Genomic DNA, 21,630 nt, shown 5'->3' on the forward strand with positions numbered 1-21,630 from the left:
GCCCGCGTGTACCCGGAACCAGTAGCCAAGGTGAAGCGCGCGCTCGTCGCGGCAGGTGCTGAGGACACGGTCAGAGTCTTCGGGTCGGGGGTCCCGACGGCGGCCGCAGCGGCGGCCGCGCTGGGCTGCGACGTCGCCGCGATCACGAACAGCCTGGTGTTCGACGTGGGCGGCTCTCCCCTGCTCATCCTCGCCAGCGGCGCCGCCAGGGTTGATGTCTGGAAGGTTGCCACACAGCTGGGCACCGGCAGGATCCGCCGCGCCACCCCCGGCTTCGTCCTGGAGCACACCGGCCAGGAAGTGGGTGGTGTGGCCCCGGTGGGGCATCCGGAACGGATCAGGACCCTGCTGGACGAGTCTCTGTCAGCCCACCCCGTGCTCTGGGCGGGCGCGGGCGACCACCACTCGATGTTTTCGATTAGCTACGAAGAGCTGCACCGGATCACCGAAGCCCAAGTTCTTAAAGTCCGCTAGCGAATGCGAAAAGGCGACGTCGGCACAAGCGAGCACGCGGCAAATCATGCGGGCGAGGCGCGAAGCCGCCCACCCGGAAGAGGCTACGCCAGCGTGATCAGGTCCAGGTAGTCTTCGTTCCAGTGGTCCTCGATGCCGTCGGGCAGCAGCACAACACGCTCGGGGTTCAGCGCAGCGACGGCACCTTCGTCGTGGCTCACCAGCACGACGGCGCCGGTGTAGTTACTCAGGGCCCCGAGGATTTCGGCGCGGCTGGCCGGGTCGAGGTTGTTTGTGGGCTCGTCGAGGAGCAGCACATTCGCACTTGAGGCCACGATGGTAGCCAGGGCCAGGCGGGTCTTCTCGCCGCCGGACAGCACACCGGCGGGCTTGTCGACGTCGTCGCCTGAGAAGAGGAACGAGCCCAGGATGTTGCGTACTTCCGCGTCGTTCATGTCCGGGGCGGAGGAGCGCATGTTCTGCAGCACGGTGCGGTCCACGTCGAGTGTCTCGTGCTCCTGGGCGTAGTAGCCCACTTTCAGGCCGTGGCCCGCAACGACTTCACCGGTGTCCGGCTTGTCGACGCCGGCCAGCATGCGCAGGAGGGTGGTCTTGCCGGCGCCGTTGAGGCCCAGGATGACAACCTTGGAGCCGCGGTCGATGGCGAGGTCCACGTCGGTGAAAATTTCCAGTGAGCCGTAGGACTTGCTGAGGCCGTCCGCGGTGAGCGGGGTCTTGCCGCACGGCGACGGATCCGGGAAGCGTAGGGCTGCCACGCGGTCGGTGGCGCGCACGGCTTCGAGGCCACCCAGCAGGCGCTCGGCGCGCTTGGCCATGTTCTGCGCGGCGACGGCCTTGGTGGCCTTGGCGCGCATCTTGTTGGCCTGGTCGATGAGGACCTGGGCTTTCTTCTCCGCGTTGGCGCGCTCCCGCTTGCGGGCACGCTCGTCCGTTTCGCGCTGCTGGAGGTAGCGCTTCCAGTCCATGTTGTAGAAGTCGATCTGGGCGCGGTTGGGATCCAGCAGGAACACCTTGTTGACCGTGGCTTCGAGCAGTTCCGTGTCGTGGCTGATCACGATCAGCCCGCCCTGGTGGTTCCTGAGGAACTCGCGGAGCCAGGTGATGGAATCGGCGTCGAGGTGGTTGGTGGGCTCATCGAGCAGCATGGTCTCGGCGCCCGAATAGAGGATGCGGGCAAGCTCCACACGGCGGCGCTGGCCGCCGGAAAGGGTCTTCAGCGGCTGGTTCAGCAGCCGGTCCGGGAGGGCCAGGTTGGAGCAGATCGAGGCGGCCTCGGCCTCCGCCGCGTAGCCGCCGGCGGCCAGGAACTCGGATTCCAGCCGGTCGTAGCGGTTCATCGCCTTGCGCTGGACCTCGGCGTCCTCGCTGGCCATGTCCTCGTGCGTCTGCTTGAGCTTGTTGACGGCAATGTCCAGGCCGCGGGCGGAAAGGATCCGGTCGCGGGCGAGTTGCTCCATGTCCGGGGTCCGGGGATCCTGCGGCAGGTAGCCGATCTCGCCGCTGCGGGTCACTTTGCCGCCGGCGGGAAGGCCCTCGCCAGCGAGCACCCGGGTCAGTGTGGTCTTGCCTGCACCGTTACGGCCCACAAGGCCGATCTTGTCTCCCTTGTCGATCCGGAAGCTCACCTGGTCCATAAGGAGGCGGGCGCCGGCGCGCAGTTCGAGATCCTGGACGGTAATCAATGCAGCTAAGGCCTTTCACAACAGGGAACGCCGCGGCACAACGGATGGAATCTGGAGGGGGCCGGGGCAGTGTGGCCAAGAGTTCGGCCTCTGCCAGTCTACCGGCACTGCCTCAGCCGGATGACAAGAGCCCGCCGGCTGGAGGAATCGACGGACGACGGCGGTGCCAGCCATGCACCGCCATGCGCTACCGGGGCCCTTTGGTGCGGCCCTCCAGCTGCCGGCCCGCCCGTTAGTGCATCACCTACAAAAAACCCCGCCCGCCATGCTCGTAAAGTCATAATCAGAAGCAGCTCCCCGTTTCACTCTCGATAGGAACTCCCATGACGCAGACCGACAGCACCGCTGCCGTCACCCCCGCCCGGCGGCGCCACCGCTGGAACGCCACCGACCTCGGCCTGATCGCCGTCTTCGCCGCGCTCGTGGCCGGTTCCGCCCTGATTGCCGCCATTCCGGTGGGCGGACTCGGCGTCCCCATCACGCTTCAGACCCTGGCCGTGATGCTCACGGGGCTGGCGCTCGGCCCGGGGCGGGCTTTCGCCGCCGTCGGACTGTACGTTCTCTTGGGCCTCGCCGGCCTGCCTATTTTCAGCGGCGGACGCAGTGGATTCGGCGTCCTCGCCGGACCCTCGGCGGGCTACATCGTCGGCTTCGTGTTTGCAGCCGCGGCGGTGGGCTGGCTGGCCGTCGTCGTATTCCGCCGCACTGCGGGCCGTCCCGGCAGGCTTCGTGCGGTCCTCCTTTTCGCCGCCGCGATGGTGAGCAGCATCATCTTCGTCCACGGCCTCGGAATCCTGGGGATGATGGTTAACGCGAAGCTGGACTTCTCAAAGGCCTTCCTCGCCGACCTGGTTTTCTACCCCGGAGATGTGATCAAGAACGCACTGGCCGTGACCATCGCCCTGGCGCTGCACAAGGCCTTTCCGGATCTGCTCATCCGCCGGGTCCGGGCGGGCGACGGCGCGACGGCGGAAGTCCGCCGGTGAGCATTGTCCTGGACCGGGTGGCGGTGCGGGTCCAGGTTGACGGCCGCACCGAACCCAAGACCCTGCTCCAGGGGGTGTCGCTGGACCTCGGGGAGCCGCGGATCGGCGTCATCGGCGCCAACGGCTCCGGCAAGTCCACCCTGCTGCGGCTCCTGAACGGGCTTGTGGCGCCGACCAGCGGCTCCGTGCTGGTGGACGGCTCGGATACCGTCCGCGCAGTTCGGGAAGTCCGCCGCCGCGTGGGATTTGTCTTTACGGACCCGCTGTCGCAGCTGGTGATGCCCACCGGCCGCGAGGACGTTGAGCTGTCGCTCAGGCGCTCGGTCCGGAATTCCGCGGAGCGGCGCAGGCAGTCGGAGGCAACCCTGGACCGCTTTGGGCTGCTGCACCTGGCGGACCAGAGCATCTACGAACTCTCCGGCGGGGAACGCCAGCTCCTGGCCCTCGCCGCGGTCCTCGCCGTGGACCCGAAGGTGCTGGTCCTGGACGAGCCGTCGACCCTGCTGGACCTGCGCAACCGGGAACTGCTCCGCCGGACCCTGGCCGGACTCCGCCAGCAGGTCATCCTCTCAACCCACGACCTTGAACTCGCGCTGGACATGGACCGGGTGCTCGTCGTCGACGCCGGTACGGTCGTGTTCGACGGCGGTCCGGCCGCCGCCGTCGCCCACTACCGGGCGCTCTGTGCGGCGGTTCTCCCGGCTTCCGGCGCGGGGCTGGAACCGCCGCGCCTGGAGAGCCGGCCTCTTGAGGAGCGGAGGCTGGGGCAGCTGTGAGCGGCCACGGATTCCTGCTGGCGAACTATGTGCCCGGCGACTCCCTGCTGCACCGCGCACCGCTATGGCTGAAGTTCCTGCTGGTCCTCAGCTGCGGCATGGCGTCATTCCTGATCGTGGACTGGGCCGTAGCGGCCGCATCCTTTGTCCTGATGTGCGCGCTGTTCCTGCTCAGCGGTGCGGGTCTGTCGCGGCTGTTCCGGGCGGTCCGTCCTGTGCTGCCGGTCCTGGCGGTGATCGGGCTGTTCCAGTGGTGGCAGCTCGGCGGACCCACTGCGGCGCGGATCGTGCTCAACGTGCTGGTCTGTATTGTGGCGGCATCAATCCTCACCGCCACCACTCCCGTGCAGCGACTGCTGGACGGGGTAGCTTCCCTAGCGAGGCCGTTCCGGCGCTTGGGTGCGGATCCGGAGCGCTTCGCGTTGACGATCGCCATCATGCTCCGCAGCATCCCGTTTATCGCGGGCGCGTACAGCGATGTCCGCGATTCCGCCCGGGCCCGCGGACTGGAACGCAACCCCCGGGCGTTGATACTCCCGGTCTTCATCACCACCGTGGCCTTCGCCCGGCAGACCGGCGATGCTCTTGCGGCCCGGGGACTGGGCGAGGCCGAGCACGACGACGAGGCCAAGCTCGAGGCCAAGGGCAGGCACGAGGACGAGGGCAGGCACGAGGCCAAGAGGCACACCCGGCCCGCTGCCCCCGGGGGACATGCCCTCCCCTGACGCGGGCCCGTGGACATAGGCCCACTATGTCCACTGGCCGAGCCCAGGAATGGGCATGTCCCGCGGTGGTCAGGGGAAGGCGCGGTATTCCAGCAGTGCGGCGGTGCCCATGCCCCCGGCGATACTGATCAGGGCCAGGGCCAGCTGTCCGTCCACCCCACGGCGGCGTGCCTGGGCCAGGATCCGCGTCACGAGCACCGCGCCGGAGGCCCCGTAGGCGTGACCCAAAGCCAGTGCGCCGCCGTCGAGGTTGGCACGCTCCGGATCGATACCCAGCAGCTCCAGGCACGCGAGGCACTGGGCCGCAAAGGCCTCGTTGAACTCCACCAGATCCAGGTCGGGTGGTGTCGCGTGCAAGGCCGCGAGCAGCCGCTCCCCCGCCGCAGCCGCCCCGATTCCCAGCAGTTGCGGGTCCACTCCGGCAGTGTCCGCGCCCAGCAGGAGTAACCCGTCGCTGGCGCCGAGTTCGCGGGCGCGCTCCACGGAGGTGATCACGACGGCGGCGGCTCCGTCGGCGTCGAAGCAGGAGTTCCCCGCGGTGACGGTGCCGCCCGGAGCAAACACCGGCGGGAAGCGGGAGAGCACAGCCTCCGTGAGGCCCCGGCGCGGCCCGTCGTCGGAACCGACCGAGCGGAAGCCCCCCGGTCCGGCAACACCAGCCAGCGGAACGATCTCGGCGTCGAAGAAGCCCGCCGCGGCGGAAGCCAGGGCGCGCCGGTGGCTGCGCAGCGCCAGCCGGTCCTGCCGCTCCCGGCTGATACCGAAGCGGGCGGCCACATTTTCGGCGGCAACCCCCATGTCCGGATCGCCGAGGGCCAGGGGTGCAAACTGCGCCCTGGCGAAGAACTCCGGGGCCCCGTCGGCATCCCGGTGGGCCCGGAGCGGTGCCGTGCTGATGCTCTCCACCCCGCCGGCAAGATATACGCCGCCGCCGATGGACCCGCCGGCCGCCACGAGCCGGGACGCCAGGACGATCGCGTCCAGCCCGGAACCGCACTGGCGGTCCACCGTGATGCCGGGGACACTGACGGGCAGTCCGGCTTCGAGGGCCGCGAGCCTGGCCACGTTCCCGCCGCCGCCAACCGCATTGCCGATCACGACATCCGCCACCGCTGAGGACGAAACCCCGGCCTCCCCGAGCAGGCTGCGCAGAACAGGGGCCAGCAGCTCGTGGGCGCGCAAGGCCTTCAGGGCGCCGTTGGCGCGGCAGACCGGGGTGCGGCGTGCGGCGATAATGACGGGTTGCCGGTGGTCCGGAAGGGGCTGATTCTCCGGCGAGGCCCGCACCTCCGGAACACCCGTCCCGCGGAGCTCAGCCAAGTCGCCGGATCCGGGGGTCGTTGCCGGCGATCCAGTCAAGCAGGAGCTGCCTGCTGACCTTGCCGCGGTCAGTCAGCGGAAGCTCGGCCAGCGCGAAGTACTCCATCGGCCGCTTGTTCCGTGCGAGCACGTCCTCGACGCCCGCCTTCAGCTGGGTTGCGGTGATCCCGCCGTGGGACGGTACGACGGCGGCCACCACCCGCTGGCCGCGGAGATCGTCCGCCAGCCCGGCGGCGACCGCGGAGGTGACCCCGGGAACCGAGGCCAGAGCCAGCTCCACTTCGTGGGGGTAAACGTTGGTGCCGGCGGTGATGATCATGTCCGAGCGCCGCCCGAGCATGTGCAGGGTCCCGTCGTCGAGGTAGCCCTGGTCCCCCACGGTGTGCCAGCCGTCGAAGCTCTGCAGGGCCTGCCCGTCGTCGCCCCAGAGATAGCCGTCGCTGACCATGCCGCTGCGGACGCAAATGTTGCCGTCAGTGCCGTCCGGCAGTGCCGTGCCGTCGTCATCGAGGATCCGGATTGCGACGCCGGGAAAAGGCTTCCCGATGCCGGTTCCGCCCGGCTCCGGCTGCTGCCCGGGACGCAGGCCGGCGCCAGAGACGAAGCTGAGCTCCGAGGCGCCGTAGTACTCGAAGATTGTGGCGTTGGGCGCCCAGCGGCGGGCCGCCCCAAGGGTCCGGGCATCCAGCTTTGAGCCGGCGCAGATGATGGTGCCGATGCCCGAGGCGTCCACCCCGCCGCTGAGGCCCCGTTCGCTGAGCAGCCGCAGCATGGTGGGGACGAGGACGAGCCGGGTGATCCCGTCGTGGCTCACGGCGGCGTGCGCGTCACCGACGTCGAAATTTTCCAGCGTGTGGAATTCCGAACCCGCGTAAAGGCACTCGGCCAGGGCATAGAGGTTCAGGCTGGCGGCCAGCGGCCCGGGGGCGAGGGTCCTGTCGTCCGGGACCAGAGCGAAGAATTCGATGGAAGCGTCGAAGGACTGCTGCCAGGAACGGCGGGTCCGGGTGAAGGCCTTCGGGACGGAAGTGGTCCCGGAGGTGAGCCCGATCAGGAAGGGCGAATCGGGCGGGCCGTCGGCGAGTTCAACGCCGGCCGGGAACGCTGCGGCCGACGGCACCGCCTCCCGGATCTTGTCCGTGATCCCGTCCCGCAGTTGCCGCGGCCAGGCCGGATCCAGCACGGCGCACTGCCGTTCGCCGGCGATGGCCGCGGCGAAGGCGACGGCGAAGTGCAGGGAGTTGCCTTCCGAGAGCACGGTGACCGCCGGAGCAGCGCCAACTAGTGCGGCGGCGGCCTCCCTTAGCTCCGCCCAGCCCAGCCGTTGTCCGGCCACGACGACGGCGGTACCGTCGGGGCGCTCGTCGGCCCAGCGCTGGAGTCTGTCGAGAAAGGGCATCGGTTCAACTTTACCGGCCGTTGGCGCTCCCGTTCCCGGTAACCGATATTGTGACAGCATGAGTTTCAATGACAACGTCCAGCTGGACCCTTCCCAGGTCCAGGACCGGCGCGGCATGGGCCGCGGCAGCAAAGTCGGGGTGGGCATCGGTGGCGGCATCGTGCTCCTGATCGCCGCCCTCCTCGGGATCGATCCGCAGTTGCTCGAAGGACTCACCGGAACCACCCAGGACCCCGGCGCGCAAAGCCAGGGCACCAGCCCGGCCTGCAAGACCGGCGCGGATGCCGATGCCCGGCTTGACTGCAGGATTACGGGTACCGTGAACAGCCTCAACGCGTTCTGGCCGGCCTACCTGGCCCAGTACAACAAAAAGTATCCCCAGCCCGAGACCGTGATCTTCGCCGGCGGCACCGGTACCGGCTGCGGCGCGGCGACCTCCGAGGTCGGTCCGTTCTACTGCCCGGCCGACTCGACAGCCTACTTTGACCCGGGCTTCTTCCAGGAACTCGTGGACCGCTTCGGATCCTCGGGCGGCCCGCTGGCGCAGGAGTACGTCGTGGCCCACGAGTTCGGCCACCATGTCCAGAACGTGCTCGGGAATCTGGACCGTGCCCAGCAGGATCCCCAGGGGCCGGAATCCGGTGCCGTCCGCGTGGAGCTGCAGGCTGACTGCTACGCCGGTCTGTGGGCGCGGCACGCGAGCACCACAAACGACCCCACCACCGGGCTGCCGTTCCTGGATCCGCTGACGGAACAGGACCTGCGGGATGCCCTCTCCGCCGCCTCGGCCGTCGGCGATGACCGGATCCAGAAGGCTGCCACCGGCCGGGTCTCCCCGGAGTCCTGGACCCACGGCTCCGGCGATCAGCGGCAGAAGTGGTTCTACCGCGGCTACACCACGGGCGACATCAACCAGTGCGACACCTTCGCCGTCGCCGCACCGTAGCCCCATCGGCCGCCCCAACAGCTGCCGTTGTGGCGCGCCGATAGGGCGTCTGTGGAGCAATAGATGAAACGAGGACGCCGGCCCCGCCTCTGTGAGGTGGGGCCGGCGTCGTCGTCAGCGGGACCTAGATGTTGAAGCCGAGGGCACGCATCTGGTCGCGGCCGTCTTCGGTGATCCGTTCCGGACCCCACGGCGGCATCCACACCCAGTTGAGGCGCCACTCGTCGACGACCCCGTCGAGGGACTTGCCGACCTGCTCCTCGATTACATCGGTGAGAGGGCAGGCGGCCGTCGTGAGCGTCATGTCGATGAGCAGGGCGCCGTCGTCGTCTGAGTACTTCAGGCCGTACAGCAGGCCCAAATCAACAATGTTGACCCCGAGTTCCGGGTCGATCACATCCTTGAGTGCCTCTTCAACATCCTCGAGGCCCGTGCGGGCCACATTTAGTTCGGTCATGGCGGAGTCCTAACTAGGCCTGTGCCGCCGCGTCAGCGGCAGCGATGGTGGCCGCCCCTGCGCCGGTGGCGTAGCGGTCGTAGCCTTCTTCTTCAAGGCGGTCGGCGAGCTCCGGGCCGCCCTGTTCCACAACCTGGCCGTCAACGAACACGTGGACGAATTCCGGCTTGATGTAGCGCAGGATCCGAGTGTAGTGCGTGATGAGCAGGGTGCCCATGTTGCCTTCGGCGTGGGCGCGGTTGACGCCCTCGGAGACAACCTTGAGTGCGTCGACGTCGAGGCCGGAGTCGGTCTCGTCGAGGATGGCGAACTTCGGCTTGAAGAGCTCCAGTTGGAGGATCTCGACGCGCTTCTTCTCGCCGCCGGAGAAACCTTCATTGACGTTGCGCTGGGTGAAGTCGGCGTCGATGCGCAACTGCGCCATGGCAGCCTTGACGTCCTTCGTCCACGTGCGCAGCTTGGGGGCTTCGCCGTCGATCGCGGTCTTGGCGGTGCGCAGGAAGTTGGTCATGCTGACGCCGGGGACCTCAACGGGGTACTGCATGGCCAGGAACAGGCCGGCACGGGCGCGCTGGTCCACGGTCATGGCGAGGACGTCTTCGCCGTCCATTGTGATGGTGCCGGCGGTCACGTTGTAGCGCGGGTGGCCGGCGATGGTGGACGCCAGGGTGGACTTGCCGGAGCCGTTGGGGCCCATGATGGCGTGCGTCTCGCCGGTCCTGATGGTCAGGCTGACGCCCTTCAGGATTTCCTTGGTGCCCTGCTCGGTGTCAATGCTGACGTGCAGGTCCTTGATCTCAAGAGTCGACATATGTCTTGTTCTCCTCTGCACCGTGCCGTCCGGCACTGTGCGGTTTCTTGGCGATGAGTTTTCTGGTGCGTTGCTGACCGCGGGTCAGCTGAAGGTCGGTGCCTCGGCGCCGTTCAGGACGTTGGTGAAGTCCACATAGACCTCGTCGTCCAGCACGGTCACGGCAAAGACGGGAACAGGATCATAGGCCGGCAGCTGGAGCGGCTCGCCGCTACGCAGGTCGAACTGGGAGCCGTGGCCCCAGCACTCGATCTTGCAGCCTTCCACCTCGCCTTCGGAGAGGGAGATGTCCGCATGCGAGCAGGTGTCACCGATGGCATGGATTTCGCCCATCGAGTCCTTCACGATCGCGACAGGATAGTCGTCGACCAGGATCCTCAGCGCCTGCTTGAGTTGGATCTCGCTGGCGTTGCAGACGAGCTCGCCCCGTGGCTGTTCAGTCATGAAAAGATTCCGTGTTCTCTAGTGCTGCGCACTAGTTGTCCGTTGCCGCGAGTTCACGCTCGACAGCGGCCGTGAGGCGCTCTTCGATGGCGGGAACCTTGATCTGCTGGATGATCTCGTTCAGGAAGCCGCGGACCACCAGACGGCGGGCCACCTCTTCCGGAATGCCGCGGGCCATCAGGTAGAACAGGTGCTGGTCGTCGAACCGTCCGGTGGCGCTGGCGTGGCCGGCGCCGGCGATCAGGCCGGTCTCGATCTCCAGGTTCGGCACGGAGTCCGCGCGGGCGCCGTCAGTGAGGACCAGGTTGCGGTTGGCCTCGTAGGTGTCGGTGCCTTCTGCTTCCTTGCGGATCAGGACGTCGCCCACCCAGACGGTGTGCGCGTTGCGGCCCTGCAGGGCGCCCTTGTACAGCACGTTGGACTTGCAGTTGGCCACCGCGTGATCCACGAAGAGGCGCTGCTCGAGGTGCTGGCCGGCGTCGGCGAAGTACAGGCCGAACAGTTCCACTTCGGCGCCCGGGGCAGTGAAGCGTGCCGACGGCGTGACGCGCACAAGGTCGCCGCCGAGGCTGACGACGATGTGCTTGAACTTGGCGTCGCGGCCGAGCTTTACCTGCTGGGAGGAGGCGTGCACGGCGTCGTCGTCCCATTCCTGGAGCGAGATGACGGTGAGCTGTGCGCCGTCCCCCACGAGGATCTCGACGTTTTCCGAGACGACGGCGGTGCCCTGGTGGTCCAGGACCACGACGGACCTGGAGAACTTCTCGGCGACGATCACGACGTGCTGCGCGGAAGCCTCGGTGCCCTGGCCGGTCAGCAGGACGCTGACCTCGCCGTCGACCTGGACCTCGGCGGGAACCGTGATGACGGTGGCCTCGGTGAAGTTTTCCCAGGCGTTCGCGGAGACCCGGTCCTCGGGGATGGCCGCGGAGCCGATCCGGCGGTCGTCCCGGCCGACGGTTTCCACAGTGACACTGTCCGGAGCGGTGACGCTCACGGAAGGTGCGGCCCCGTTGAGGACGTCCGTGTGCAGGCCGCGGAGGCGCTTGAGCGGAGTGAACCGCCAGTCTTCCTCCATGCCGGTCAGCGGCTTGAAGTCCGCCAGCTTGTAGGAGGTCAGGCGGCCGGCACGTGAGCTGTCCGGGATGCCGACGCCGCCGCCGTGCGAGTGGCGCTTGACCGCTTCGCCGGCCAGCGGTGACTTGGACTCTGCGGCGTTCAACGGTGAAAGGCTCTCGCCTTCCTCGGTGAAACCGTTGATGAACGGCTTGGCCGAGGGCGCGCCGATGCGGGCCTTTTCAGTAGTGATGTCAGTCATTAACCGACCGATCCTTCCATCTGCAGTTCAATCAGTCGGTTCAGCTCGAGGGCGTATTCCATCGGCAGCTCGCGGGCAATCGGCTCGATGAAGCCGCGGACGATCATCGCCATGGCCTCGTCTTCGCGCATGCCGCGGGACATCAGGTAGAACAGCTGCTCTTCGCTGACACGCGAGACCGTGGCCTCGTGGCCCATGGTCACGTCGTCCTCGCGGATATCGATGTACGGGTACGTGTCCGAGCGGCTAATGGTGTCCACCAGCAGGGCGTCACAGCGGACCGTGTTGGCCGAGTGCTTGGCGCCTTCCCGGACCTGGACCAGGCCGCGGTACGCGGCACGGCCGCCGCCGCGGGCCACGGACTTGGACACGATCGAGCTCTTGGTGTTCGGTGCGATGTGGACCATCTTTGAGCCGGTGTCCTGGTGCTGGCCCTCCCCCGCGAATGCGATGGACAGGGTCTCGCCCTTGGCGCCTTCGCCGACCAGGTAGACGGCCGGGTACTTCATGGTGACCTTGGAGCCGATGTTGCCATCGATCCACTCCATCGTCGCGTTTTCTTCGCAGATGGCGCGCTTGGTGACCAGGTTGTACACGTTGGTGGACCAGTTCTGGATGGTCGTGTAGCGGACGCGGGCGCCCTTCTTCACGATGATCTCCACGACGGCGGAGTGCAGCGAGTCCGAGGTGTAGATCGGTGCGGTGCAGCCTTCGATGTAGTGGACGTAGGAGTCCTCGTCCGCGATGATCAGCGTGCGCTCGAACTGGCCCATGTTTTCCGTGTTGATGCGGAAGTAGGCCTGCAGCGGGATGTCCACGTGGACTCCCTTGGGCACGTAGACGAAGGAACCGCCGGACCAGACCGCAGTGTTCAGCGAAGCGAACTTATTGTCGCCCACCGGGATGATGGTGCCGAAGTACTCCTGGAAAATTTCCGGGTGTTCGCGCAGCGCGGTGTCCGTGTCCAGGAAGATGACGCCTTGCTCCTCCAGGTCCTCGCGGATCTGGTGGTAGACAACCTCGGACTCGTACTGGGCTGCGACGCCGGAGACGAGGCGGCTGCGCTCGGCTTCCGGGATGCCCAGCTTCTCATAGGTGTTCCGGATGTCCTCGGGAAGGTCTTCCCACGTCTTGGCCTGCTTCTCCGTGGAGCGCACGAAGTACTTGATGTTGTCGAAGTCGATGCCGGAGAGATCCGCACCCCACGTGGGCATGGGTTTGCGGTCGAAGTACTTCAGGCCCTTGAGGCGCAGGTCCAGCATCCATTCCGGCTCGTTCTTCTTAGCCGAAATGTCGCGGACAACCTCATCATTGATGCCGCGGCGGGCGTTGGCGCCGACGTCGTTCTTGTCGGACCAGCCGTATTCGTAGGTGCCGATTCCGTGGAGCTCGGGATTCTTTTCCAGAATTTCCGAAATCACAGTAGATTCAGCAACCTTGTTCTCTGATAGTTGGTCCGTCATCACGGCCTTTCTTGCAGATGGTTGGATACTTCGTCCAGGTTGCCCGGTGCGGCAGCGGTGCTGTGAGGCCCCGCGGCCGCCGGACGGCCTGTAGGTATGTGGGTGGTGCAGACATGGCCGCCGCGGGCCAGCGTGGACAGCCGGCGCACATCGACGCCGACCAGCCGGGAGAACACCTCGGTCTCCACATCGCAGAACACGGGGAACTGCGCGGCCAGCTGCTGGATGGGGCAGTGGCCCTGGCACAGCTGGACGCTCGAGAGCGCTGCCGGCAGGGGCGCTTTCGCCTCAATCGAGGCCGCGGAAGCGACGAAGCCGTCACGGCTCAGGGCCTCGGACAGCACCCGGGCGCGGGCCGTGATGTCAGTCCCCGCCTGCTCGATTTCGGGCGCATAGCGGCGTTCCATCTCGGCGAAACGCTCGACGGCGAACTGGCGCACCGCCTCGGGGCCGGCCATTTCATTGAGCCGCTGCAGCGCCAGGGTGGCGATGTCGAGGTAGTCGTTGCCGAGCGTGGACTGACCCTGGGAACTAAGGACATAGCGGCGTGCGGGGCGTCCCGCTCCGGCACCGGAGCGGGCGGCCCGCTTGACCTCGATCACGCCGTTGCGGGAGAGGTGGTCCAGGTGCCGGCGCACGGCGGCGGGGGTGAACCCGAGCAGCTCTCCGAGTTCGGCGGCGCTGATCGGGCCATGCTCCAGCACCGCGTTCAGCACCCGGTCCCGGGTGCGTTCGTCGGCGTCGGCCGCCGGTAACGTGGCCGCCGGCACTGACGTGCCCGCAGCGGAAGCAGGCGCGTTTGAGGCGCCGCGCCGCGCAAGGGCTACGGAAGAAGAGGGGCTCATGGAATACACAACACAATCATGTCGTAATTTAGTCCCCCAGGCCAGTAAGGCATGGCTATCCTCCCGCCGTGCGCCGTTGTGCGCCGCCGTCGCGCGCACGGCAACGCACAGCGGGAGGCCGGGCCACGCCGTACTACATCACGTAGAATGCTTTGGTGCGATCTCCCGAATCCCCCGTCCTGACCATCAGCGGGCTCATCAAGGATGTTGGTCCGCTGCCCGCCCTCGACGGTAAAATGCTGCGGGTGGTCAGCGGCATTTCCCTCGTCGCCGAACGCGGACAGGTCACCGCCCTGCTGGGAGCCAACGGCGCAGGCAAGACCACCACCATCGAATGCGCCCAGGGACTCCGGAAGCGCACCGCCGGCAGCATCAGGCTGCTGGGGCAGGATCCGGACACCGCCGGAGCCGAATTACGCTCGCGCGTCGGCGTGATGCTGCAGGACGGCGGGCTGCCGCCGTCGGCCCGGCCCATCCCCCTCCTGAGGCATATTGCCGGCATGTACCAGGACCCGTGGCCGGTGGACGAGCTCATCGGCCGGCTCGGCATCGATGCCTTCAGCCGCACGTCCGTGCGGCGCCTTTCCGGCGGGCAGAAGCAGCGGCTCGCCCTCGCCGCCGCCCTCGTCGGCAGGCCCGAGGTGCTCTTCCTCGACGAACCGAGCTCGGGGCTGGACCCGCAGTCACGCCAGCTGGTGTTTGAGTTGATCTCCGAACTACGGGACCACGGGATGGGGATCGTCCTGACCACCCACCTCATGGACGACGCCCAGCGCCTCGCCGACTACGTCTATATCATCGACTCCGGCCGGAACGTTGCCGAAGGAACCGTCGCGCAGCTACTGCAGCACCCCCTGCCGCCCGACGCCGGGGAGCAGCACATCCGCACCCTGCTGTTTGAGACCGAACCGGGGCTGGATTTTACCGGGATACTGCCCGACGGCGTCAGCGTCACCGAGGCCCGCGCCGGCAGCTACGCCGCCACGGGTGCCCTTACCCCCGCGGATCTGGCGGCGATCACGGCCAGCTGGGCGGAGCGCGGGATCATGCCCAGCTCCCTGAGCCTCGAGGCCCGCAGCCTCGAGGACGTTTTCCTGGACATCTCCGGAAGGGAGATCCGATGACTGCCGTTCCGGGCAACGCCCCGCAGGGGACAGCGCCCGCCGCCACCGCCCTGGGCAGTGCCCCCGCCCCACTCCTTCGCCGGATCCTGCTGCAGGGCAAATACGAGACCATCACCATGCTCCGCAACGGCGAACAACTGATCCTCGCGATCGTTCTTCCGCTGCTGGCCATGGGCGGCCTGACCGTGACGCCCCTGCTGGACGGGCTTGGTTCGAGCCGGATCAACGTCGCGGTGCCCGGCATCCTGGCCCTGTGCGCCATGTCCACCGCTTTCACCGGCCAGGGCATTTCCACCGGCTTCGACCGCCGCTACGGCGTGCTGCGTTTCCTCTCCACCACGCCCCTGGGCCGCACCGGACTAATCGCAGGGAAAGTCCTGGCCGTCCTGGCGGTGCTGTCCCTTCAGGTGCTGGTCGTCACCGCGGTGGCCCTGGTGCTGGGCTGGCAGCCCCACCCGCTGGGCTGGCTGCCGGGACTCGCGCTGCTGGTGTTGGGCGCCGCCTCCTTCACGGCGCTGGGCCTGCTGGTGGCCGGCACGGTCCGGCCCGAGGCGACGCTCGCGATCACGAACCTGCTGTGGATTCTCCTGGGCGCCCTGGGCGGCATCGTGATCCCTGCCGAACGCCTGCCCGCCCCGGTGCAGGCTATCGTGCAGTTCCTCCCCTCCGGCGCGCTGGGACAGGCGCTGAGGGATGCTTTCCTGGACGGCAGCATCAATGCCGGTGCCGTCCTTATCCTGCTGCTCTGGACGGCAATCGCCGGCGGCGCAGCAACCCGTTGGTTCAAGTGGAATTGAGAAAACTGTGAGTACGGCGTCCCGCCCCCGGATCGTGTCCCGAATGACCTCCCGGCTGCCTGTCACCGTCGACAAGACGGTCAGGCGGCTGGCCGTGCTGTCCCTGATCGGCCAGACCCTGCTGATTGTGACCGGTGGCGCCGTCCGCCTCACCTCCTCGGGCCTCGGCTGCCCCACCTGGCCGCGGTGCACGGACACGTCCCTCCTGAACACCCCGGAAATGGGGATCCACGGGGTCATCGAGTTCGGCAACCGGCTCCTGACCTTTGCGCTTGCTGCCATCGCCGTGATGATGCTCGTGTACCTGTGGAATCTGCGCAAGGAACGCCGCGACCTCTTCCTGCTGGCCCTGGGGCTGCTCGCCAGCATCCCGGCCCAGGCCGTCATCGGCGGCATCACCGTGCTGACCCAGCTGAACCCGTGGGTTGTCGGCATGCATTTCCTGGTCTCGATGGCACTCGTGGTCCTCGCGACCCTGCTCGTGAACCGTGCCTACGGCCGCACCGGAAAGGTCCGTACGGCTGAACTGGCCGCGCTGCCGGGCGCCGCACGCCCGGTGATGACCGCCGTCGCGCTCTTTTCCGCGTTGGCCGTTTGCCTCGGTGTCGTCGTCACCGGGGCGGGACCCCACGCGGGCGATGCCGATGCCCCGCGCAACGGCCTGGACTGGGACCTGTTCTCGCACATCCACGCCGTGCCGGCCTATCTCGTGACGGCCGGTGCCTTGTTCGCAGTGTTCCTCGTGCTCCGTGGCCGGATCACCGGGCCGTTCCGCACCGCCGCGTTTATGCTCCTGGGCGTCACCGTGCTGCAGGCCGTCATCGGCTTCACGCAGTACTACAACGGAATTCCGGCGCTGCTGGTCGGAGCGCACATGCTCTGTGCCGCACTGCTGATGAGCGCAGCCATCAACGCCGCCGACCTCGCCCGGTACAGCCCGGTGAAATAGGCGCACCGTCCGCTCCGATCACCAAACAACGCGGGGTCACCTACGGCCCATTCCGGGGGGCCGGATGGGCCGTAAGTGACCCCGCGTTGCTGTTGGCAGGGAGGCGCCGGGTGCTAGCCGCCCATGATCGGGGAACCGATGAACGGGTCCAAGGCCAGGGCAATGAAGAGCAGGGTCAGGTAGCTGATGGAGCCATGGAATACCTTCATGGCGCCCTTGTCGGACACGTCGCCGTTGTGCGCCCGGGTGTACAGGGCATGGGATTCGTACAGGAACCAGGCGCCCGCAACGACGGCGGTCGCCGTGTAGACCCAGCCCGCCCCGCCGGCCGGAACCAGCAGCAGTGAGCACGCCACCATGGCCCACGCGTACAGGACCACCTGGACCGAAACCACCTTGGCGCCGGCGATGGCACCGAGCATCGGCACATTGGCGTTGCGGTAGTCCTCGCCGTAGCGCATGGACAGCGGCCAGTAATGCGGCGGCGTCCAGAGGAAGATCACCATAAAGAGGACGACGGCGGGCCACTCCACGGTGTTGGTCACTGCAGCCCACGCGATCAGCACGGGGAAGCAGCCGGCGGCACCGCCCCAGACGATGTTCTGGGCGGTCCGGCGCTTGAGGATCATCGTGTAGATGACCACGTAGAAGACGATGGCGCCGAGCCCCAGCCAGGCGGAGAGCGGGTTGGCTCCGAACCAGAGGATCGCGATCGCTGCCGCGCCCAGGAGCCAGGAGAAGATGAGTGCCTCGCGCGGGGTGACCTCGCCGGTGACCAGCGGCCGGTTCTCGGTCCGGTGCATCAGCTTGTCGATATCGCGGTCGATGTAGCAGTTGAAAGACCCGGCGCTTCCGGCGGCAAAGGCACCGCCCACGAGGGTCGCCAGGATGAGCCCGATCGAGGGGAACCCGCGCTCCGCGTAGATCATGGTGGGCAGCGTGCTGACCAGCAGGAGCTCAATGACTCGCGGTTTCGTGAGCGCCAGGTAGGCCCTGGCTTTGCGGGCGAAGCCGATTCTTCCGGTGATCGAAGAGGCATTCAGCGGTGTATCTGTTGTGCTCACGGTGGCAGTCACTCTGTTCTGTCTGGCTGTTCAGTCCGGCTTGTATCCGCAACGCGAGTTGCATATCGAAGGGGTCCACGCGCAGCGCACAGGCGTGTCCTCGCCCCCGTTGGTAGCCACGCACCATCATACCGCGGACCCGCGGCGCGCCGGGCCCCTGCGAAGGTCCGCGGAACATCCCCCGGAACATCCCCCGGAACATCCCCCGGAACATCCCCCGGAACATCCCCGGGATGTCCCCGCCACGCTGCCGTGATTCGAACAGGTAAACGCGGGCTCACCGCCGCCGCGGACGGCGGTGATTCATATAAGCGGAAATCCCGTCCATTTGGTGAGATATACACTGCCCGGCAGGTGGAATAGGGCTAAGCTGTCTGCAGATCAGCGCGCACGGGTGGCAGCCGGAACGGCCGTCTCTGCACACGTGCACATGCCCGCGCGACTGAATGATAGATCAACGTTTCGATGGTGAACGGCTGGTACGTACCGCAGCGGGCACCGAACTGTGCCCCGGACGGGACTGACCATACCTCCCGCCGTCAGCACAGAGAGGGGCCCGGTTTTCGTGCCACATTTGGAAGAGCAAGAACTGTCTTGGACCAGCTTGGACCAGCGAGCCGTGGACACTGTCCGCGTCCTCGCCGCCGACGCCGTCGAGAAGGTCGGTAACGGCCACCCCGGCACCGCCATGAGCCTGGCTCCGGCCGCCTACCTTCTCTTCCAGAAGCTGATGCGGCATGACCCGACGAACCCCGACTGGCTGGGACGGGACCGTTTTGTCCTATCCCCCGGCCACACCTCCCTGACGCTGTACATCCAGCTGTTCCTCTCCGGCTACGGCCTGGAGCTGAAGGACCTGCAGGCGTTGCGCACCTGGGGTTCGCTGACCCCCGGCCACCCGGAGTACCGGCACACCGCCGGCGTGGAGATCACCACCGGCCCGCTCGGGCAGGGCCTCGCCTCGGCGGTCGGCTTCGCTTACTCCCAGCGCCGTCAACGCGGCCTGTTCGACGCCGACGCCGCCGCGGGCACCAGCCCGTTCGACCACACCATCTGGGTCATCGCGTCCGACGGCGACCTGCAGGAAGGCGTCACGTCCGAGGCCTCCTCGCTCGCCGGCCACCAGGAGCTCGGCAACCTTGTGGTCATCTACGACGAGAACCACATCTCCATCGAGGACGATACCGACGTCGCCTTCACCGAGGACGTCCTGGCCCGTTACGAAGCCTACGGCTGGCACACCCAGCGCGTCGACTGGACCCGGACCGGCGAATACAAGGAGGACGTGGCCGAACTCCACGCGGCCCTCCTCGCCGCCAAGGCCGAGACGGGCAAACCGTCCATCATCTCGCTGCGCACCATCATCGGCTACCCGGCCCCCAAGAAGCAGAACACCGGCAAGATCCACGGCTCCGCCCTCGGCGCCGAGGAAGTCGCAGGACTCAAGAAGGTCCTCGGCTTCGACCCGGAGCGCTCCTTCCAGGTCGACGGCGACGTCCTGGCCCACACCCGTGAAGCCACGGAACGGGGTGCGGCCGCCCGCAGCGCCTGGCAGGACTCCTTCGAGGCCTGGCAGGCCGGCAACCCCGAGGGTGCCGCCCTGCTCGAGCGCGTCGAGGCCCGCAAGCTCCCGGCCGAACTCGACGCCGCCCTCCCGGTCTTCGAGGCCGGCAAGGACATGTCCACCCGGGCCGCGTCCGGCAAGGTCCTGAACGCCATTGGTCCGGTCATGCCGGAGCTGTGGGGCGGTTCGGCCGACCTAGCCGAGTCCAACAACACCACCATCGAGGGTTCGCCGTCGTTCATTCCGGCGTCCCGGCAGACGGATTCCTGGAAGGGCAACCCCTACGGCCGCGTGCTGCACTTCGGCATCCGCGAGCACGCCGCGGCGTCAATCGTCAACGGCATCAGCCTGCACGGCCGCACCCGCGCCTTCTCCGGCACGTTCCTGATCTTCAGTGACTACCAGCGCCCGGCCATCCGCCTCGGCGCGCTTATGGGGGTCCCGTCCCTGTATGTCTGGACGCACGACTCGATCGGCCTGGGCGAAGACGGACCCACCCACCAGCCGGTGGAGCAGCTTGCCTCGCTGCGCGCCATCCCGGGCCTGGACGTGGTCCGCCCGGGAGATGCGAATGAGGTCGCGGCAGCCTGGAAAATCATGCTGGAGAACCATGGGAATCCGGCCGGCATTGTCCTTACCCGGCAGAACATCCCCACCTACGCCCGCGGGGCGTCCGACGCCGAGGCCGACACCTTCGGCTCCACCGCCGGCGTCGCCAAGGGAGGGTACGTCCTGGCCGAAGCCTCGGCCAACGGCCGGACCGTCGCGGCGCAGGTCATCCTGATCGGCACCGGCTCGGAGGTCCAGCTGGCCGTCAACGCCCGCGAAGCGCTGCAGGCCGACGGCATCGCCACCCGCGTCGTTTCCATGCCGTGCGTGGAGTGGTTCAACAAGCAGGACGCCGCCTACCGCGAAACGGTCCTGCCCGCCGCGGTCAAGGCGCGGGTGTCTGTCGAAGCCGGGCTTGCCCTGGGCTGGCGGGAATTCGTCGGCGACGCCGGCCGTACGGTCTCCCTCGAGCACTTCGGTGCCTCGGCGGACTACAAGCGCCTCTTCCAGGAGTTCGGCATCACCGCGGAGGCCGTTGCCGCCGCGGCCAAGGATTCCCTCGCCGGCCTCACGGCCTGACCCAAACTTCACGCTTTCCGGGCCGCCGCCCCAACCGGCGGCGGCCCCAGACTTCCAGGAGTTAACACATGACTACCCCCACCCAGCAGCTGTCCGACGCCGGCGTTTCCATCTGGCTCGATGATCTGTCCCGCGGACGCCTGGACACCGGCACCCTCCGTAAGCTCATCGAAGAGAAAAACGTTGTCGGCGTCACCACGAACCCGAGCATCTTCCACGCGGCCATCACCACCGGCCACGACTACGACGCCGTCATCGCCGCCCAGGCCGCGGCCGGCGCCACCGTCGAAGAGACCGTCTTCGAAATCACCACGACCGACGTCGCCGACGCCTGCGAGCTGTTCGCTCCCGTCGCCGCCGCCACCAAGGGCGTCGACGGCCGCGTGTCGATCGAGGTGGATCCCCGCCTCGCCTGGGACACCGCCGGCACTATCGCCGAAGCCAAGCACCTCTACAAGAGGGTCAACAAGGACAACGTCCTGATCAAGATCCCTGCCACGCTTGAAGGCCTGGAAGCCATCACCGCCACTGTGGCGGCCGGCATCAGCGTCAACGTGACGCTGATCTTTTCCCTTGAGCGGTACCGCGCCGTCATCAACGCCTTCCAGAGCGGCCTCGAGCAGGCCAGGGACAACGGCCACGACCTCGCCACGATCCACTCGGTGGCGTCCTTCTTCGTCTCCCGTGTTGACTCCGAAATCGACAAGCGACTCGACGCGATCGGCACCGACGAGGCCCGCGCGCTCAAGGGCAAGGCCGGCCTGGCCAACGCCCGCCTGGCCTACCAGGTCTATGAGGAGCTCTTCTCCACCGAGCGCTGGGGGGTGCTGGCCGACGCCGGCGCCCGCCCGCAGCGTCCGCTGTGGGCCTCCACCGGAGTCAAGGACCCGGCCTACCCGGACACCCTGTACGTCACGGAACTCGTCGCCCCCGGCGTTGTGAACACCATGCCGGAAAAGACGCTCGATGCGGCCTTCGACCACGGCACGGTCACGGGCAACACGATCAGCCGCGGCTACGACGCCGCCAACGCCACGCTCAACGCGCTCGATGCCCTCGGCATCTCCTACAACGAGGTCGTCGCGCTGCTCGAGTCCGAAGGCCTCGACAAGTTCGTGGCCAGCTGGAAGGAACTCCTCGCCGACGTCGAGGGCGCCCTCGCCGCTGCCCGGAAGGACTCCTAGTCCCCATGACCACCCTCAGCTACGACGCTACGGGCGCTGCCCGCCACGCCCACGAACAGCACCTTCCCGCCCTGCTGGAAGACAAGGTCGCCACCCGGATCTTCGCCAAGGACCCCACCCTGTGGGGCCCCGACGCCGAGGCTGAGGCGTCCGTCCGGCTCGGCTGGGTTGAGG

19 protein-coding genes and 2 pseudogenes are annotated in these 21,630 nt (G+C 67.6%); 11 read left to right on the forward strand and 10 right to left on the reverse strand.

Features of this window, described 5'->3' with window-relative positions; translation table 11 throughout:
* The first annotated feature begins 6 nt into the window (after positions 1 to 6).
* Complete coding sequence (locus tag ACZYZE_RS13470) at positions 7 to 474, forward strand: YbaK/EbsC family protein (protein WP_459317954.1); 468 nt, start codon at positions 7 to 9, stop codon at positions 472 to 474.
* 83 nt (positions 475 to 557) lie between these two features.
* Here ACZYZE_RS13470 and ACZYZE_RS13475 read toward each other — a convergent pair whose 3' ends face one another.
* Positions 558 to 2,156: an ABC-F family ATP-binding cassette domain-containing protein gene (locus tag ACZYZE_RS13475; protein WP_459317955.1), complete on the reverse strand. Its 1,599-nt coding sequence runs from the start codon at positions 2,154 to 2,156 to the stop codon at positions 558 to 560.
* A gap of 323 nt (positions 2,157 to 2,479) precedes the next feature.
* Here ACZYZE_RS13475 and ACZYZE_RS13480 point away from each other — a divergent pair, with 323 nt between their 5' ends.
* From ACZYZE_RS13480 to ACZYZE_RS13490, 3 genes and pseudogenes are all read left to right on the forward strand, one after another.
* Complete coding sequence (locus ACZYZE_RS13480; RefSeq protein ID WP_459317956.1) at positions 2,480 to 3,142, forward strand: biotin transporter BioY; 663 nt, start codon at positions 2,480 to 2,482, stop codon at positions 3,140 to 3,142.
* Positions 3,139 to 3,918: an energy-coupling factor ABC transporter ATP-binding protein gene (locus ACZYZE_RS13485; RefSeq protein ID WP_463908161.1), complete on the forward strand. Its 780-nt coding sequence runs from the start codon at positions 3,139 to 3,141 to the stop codon at positions 3,916 to 3,918. The genes ACZYZE_RS13480 and ACZYZE_RS13485 overlap by 4 nt, the downstream gene beginning before the upstream one ends.
* Positions 3,915 to 4,541, forward strand: a pseudogene (locus ACZYZE_RS13490) (energy-coupling factor transporter transmembrane component T family protein); the annotation flags it as partial. The gene ACZYZE_RS13485 and the pseudogene ACZYZE_RS13490, both read left to right, overlap by 4 nt.
* A gap of 171 nt (positions 4,542 to 4,712) precedes the next feature.
* Here the strand turns inward: ACZYZE_RS13490 and ACZYZE_RS13495 are convergent.
* Together ACZYZE_RS13495 and ACZYZE_RS13500 are read right to left on the reverse strand one after the other, a co-directional pair.
* On the reverse strand, positions 4,713 to 5,963 hold the full coding sequence (locus ACZYZE_RS13495) for a thiolase family protein (protein WP_463908163.1): 1,251 nt from the start codon (positions 5,961 to 5,963) through the stop codon (positions 4,713 to 4,715).
* Positions 5,956 to 7,362 carry an AMP-binding protein gene (locus ACZYZE_RS13500; protein WP_463908166.1) on the reverse strand — a complete coding sequence of 469 codons (1,407 nt, stop codon included), beginning with the start codon at positions 7,360 to 7,362 and terminating at the stop codon, positions 5,956 to 5,958. Before ACZYZE_RS13500 ends, ACZYZE_RS13495 begins: the two co-directional genes overlap by 8 nt.
* 58 nt (positions 7,363 to 7,420) lie before the next feature.
* On the opposite strand from ACZYZE_RS13500, the gene ypfJ reads away from it, so the two are divergent.
* A complete protein-coding gene (gene ypfJ, locus ACZYZE_RS13505; RefSeq protein ID WP_463908168.1) occupies positions 7,421 to 8,308 on the forward strand; it encodes a KPN_02809 family neutral zinc metallopeptidase in 888 nt (295 codons plus the stop codon).
* A 124-nt stretch (positions 8,309 to 8,432) separates the two neighbouring features.
* On the opposite strand, the gene ACZYZE_RS13510 is transcribed toward ypfJ, so the two are convergent.
* The 6 genes from ACZYZE_RS13510 to ACZYZE_RS13535 all read right to left on the reverse strand — a co-directional run bounded on the left by ACZYZE_RS13510 (position 8,433) and on the right by ACZYZE_RS13535 (position 13,655).
* Positions 8,433 to 8,765, reverse strand: a complete 333-nt coding sequence (locus ACZYZE_RS13510; RefSeq protein WP_459317961.1) for a metal-sulfur cluster assembly factor — start codon at positions 8,763 to 8,765, stop codon at positions 8,433 to 8,435.
* A gap of 13 nt (positions 8,766 to 8,778) precedes the next feature.
* Entirely contained in the window at positions 8,779 to 9,576 is a 798-nt protein-coding gene (gene sufC / locus ACZYZE_RS13515) for a Fe-S cluster assembly ATPase SufC (RefSeq protein ID WP_459317962.1), read from the reverse strand.
* An 84-nt stretch (positions 9,577 to 9,660) separates the two neighbouring features.
* Positions 9,661 to 10,020: a non-heme iron oxygenase ferredoxin subunit gene (locus ACZYZE_RS13520; protein ID WP_459317963.1), complete on the reverse strand. Its 360-nt coding sequence runs from the start codon at positions 10,018 to 10,020 to the stop codon at positions 9,661 to 9,663.
* A gap of 31 nt (positions 10,021 to 10,051) precedes the next feature.
* Positions 10,052 to 11,338: a Fe-S cluster assembly protein SufD gene (sufD, locus tag ACZYZE_RS13525; RefSeq protein ID WP_459317964.1), complete on the reverse strand. Its 1,287-nt coding sequence runs from the start codon at positions 11,336 to 11,338 to the stop codon at positions 10,052 to 10,054.
* Complete coding sequence (gene sufB, locus ACZYZE_RS13530) at positions 11,338 to 12,801, reverse strand: Fe-S cluster assembly protein SufB (protein WP_459317965.1); 1,464 nt, start codon at positions 12,799 to 12,801, stop codon at positions 11,338 to 11,340. The genes sufD and sufB overlap by 1 nt, the downstream gene beginning before the upstream one ends.
* Positions 12,801 to 13,655, reverse strand: a complete 855-nt coding sequence (locus ACZYZE_RS13535; RefSeq protein ID WP_463908171.1) for a helix-turn-helix transcriptional regulator — start codon at positions 13,653 to 13,655, stop codon at positions 12,801 to 12,803. The genes sufB and ACZYZE_RS13535 overlap by 1 nt, the downstream gene beginning before the upstream one ends.
* 146 nt (positions 13,656 to 13,801) lie before the next feature.
* Between ACZYZE_RS13535 and ACZYZE_RS13540 the strand changes: the two genes are divergently transcribed.
* From ACZYZE_RS13540 to ACZYZE_RS13550, 3 genes are read left to right on the forward strand one after another with little or no spacing between them, the layout of a single operon-like run.
* On the forward strand, positions 13,802 to 14,770 hold the full coding sequence (locus ACZYZE_RS13540) for an ABC transporter ATP-binding protein (protein ID WP_463908173.1): 969 nt from the start codon (positions 13,802 to 13,804) through the stop codon (positions 14,768 to 14,770).
* Complete coding sequence (locus tag ACZYZE_RS13545; RefSeq protein WP_463908174.1) at positions 14,767 to 15,567, forward strand: ABC transporter permease; 801 nt, start codon at positions 14,767 to 14,769, stop codon at positions 15,565 to 15,567. The genes ACZYZE_RS13540 and ACZYZE_RS13545 overlap by 4 nt, the downstream gene beginning before the upstream one ends.
* Positions 15,568 to 15,574: 7 nt before the next feature.
* On the forward strand, positions 15,575 to 16,516 hold the full coding sequence (locus tag ACZYZE_RS13550; protein ID WP_463908176.1) for a COX15/CtaA family protein: 942 nt from the start codon (positions 15,575 to 15,577) through the stop codon (positions 16,514 to 16,516).
* Positions 16,517 to 16,629: 113 nt separating this feature from the next.
* Here the strand turns inward: ACZYZE_RS13550 and ACZYZE_RS13555 are convergent, their stop codons facing one another.
* Complete coding sequence (locus ACZYZE_RS13555; RefSeq protein WP_463908178.1) at positions 16,630 to 17,592, reverse strand: heme o synthase; 963 nt, start codon at positions 17,590 to 17,592, stop codon at positions 16,630 to 16,632.
* 562 nt (positions 17,593 to 18,154) lie between these two features.
* On the opposite strand from ACZYZE_RS13555, the gene tkt reads away from it, so the two are divergent.
* The 3 genes and pseudogenes from tkt to ACZYZE_RS13570 all read left to right on the forward strand — a co-directional run.
* On the forward strand, positions 18,155 to 20,272 hold the full coding sequence (gene tkt, locus ACZYZE_RS13560; RefSeq protein ID WP_463908188.1) for a transketolase: 2,118 nt from the start codon (positions 18,155 to 18,157) through the stop codon (positions 20,270 to 20,272).
* Positions 20,273 to 20,340: 68 nt separating this feature from the next.
* Complete coding sequence (tal, locus tag ACZYZE_RS13565; RefSeq protein ID WP_459317971.1) at positions 20,341 to 21,456, forward strand: transaldolase; 1,116 nt, start codon at positions 20,341 to 20,343, stop codon at positions 21,454 to 21,456.
* Between the two features lie 5 nt (positions 21,457 to 21,461).
* A pseudogene (locus tag ACZYZE_RS13570) lies at positions 21,462 to 21,630 on the forward strand (glucose-6-phosphate isomerase); the annotation flags it as partial.

Source organism: Pseudarthrobacter woesei, assembly GCF_055412745.1.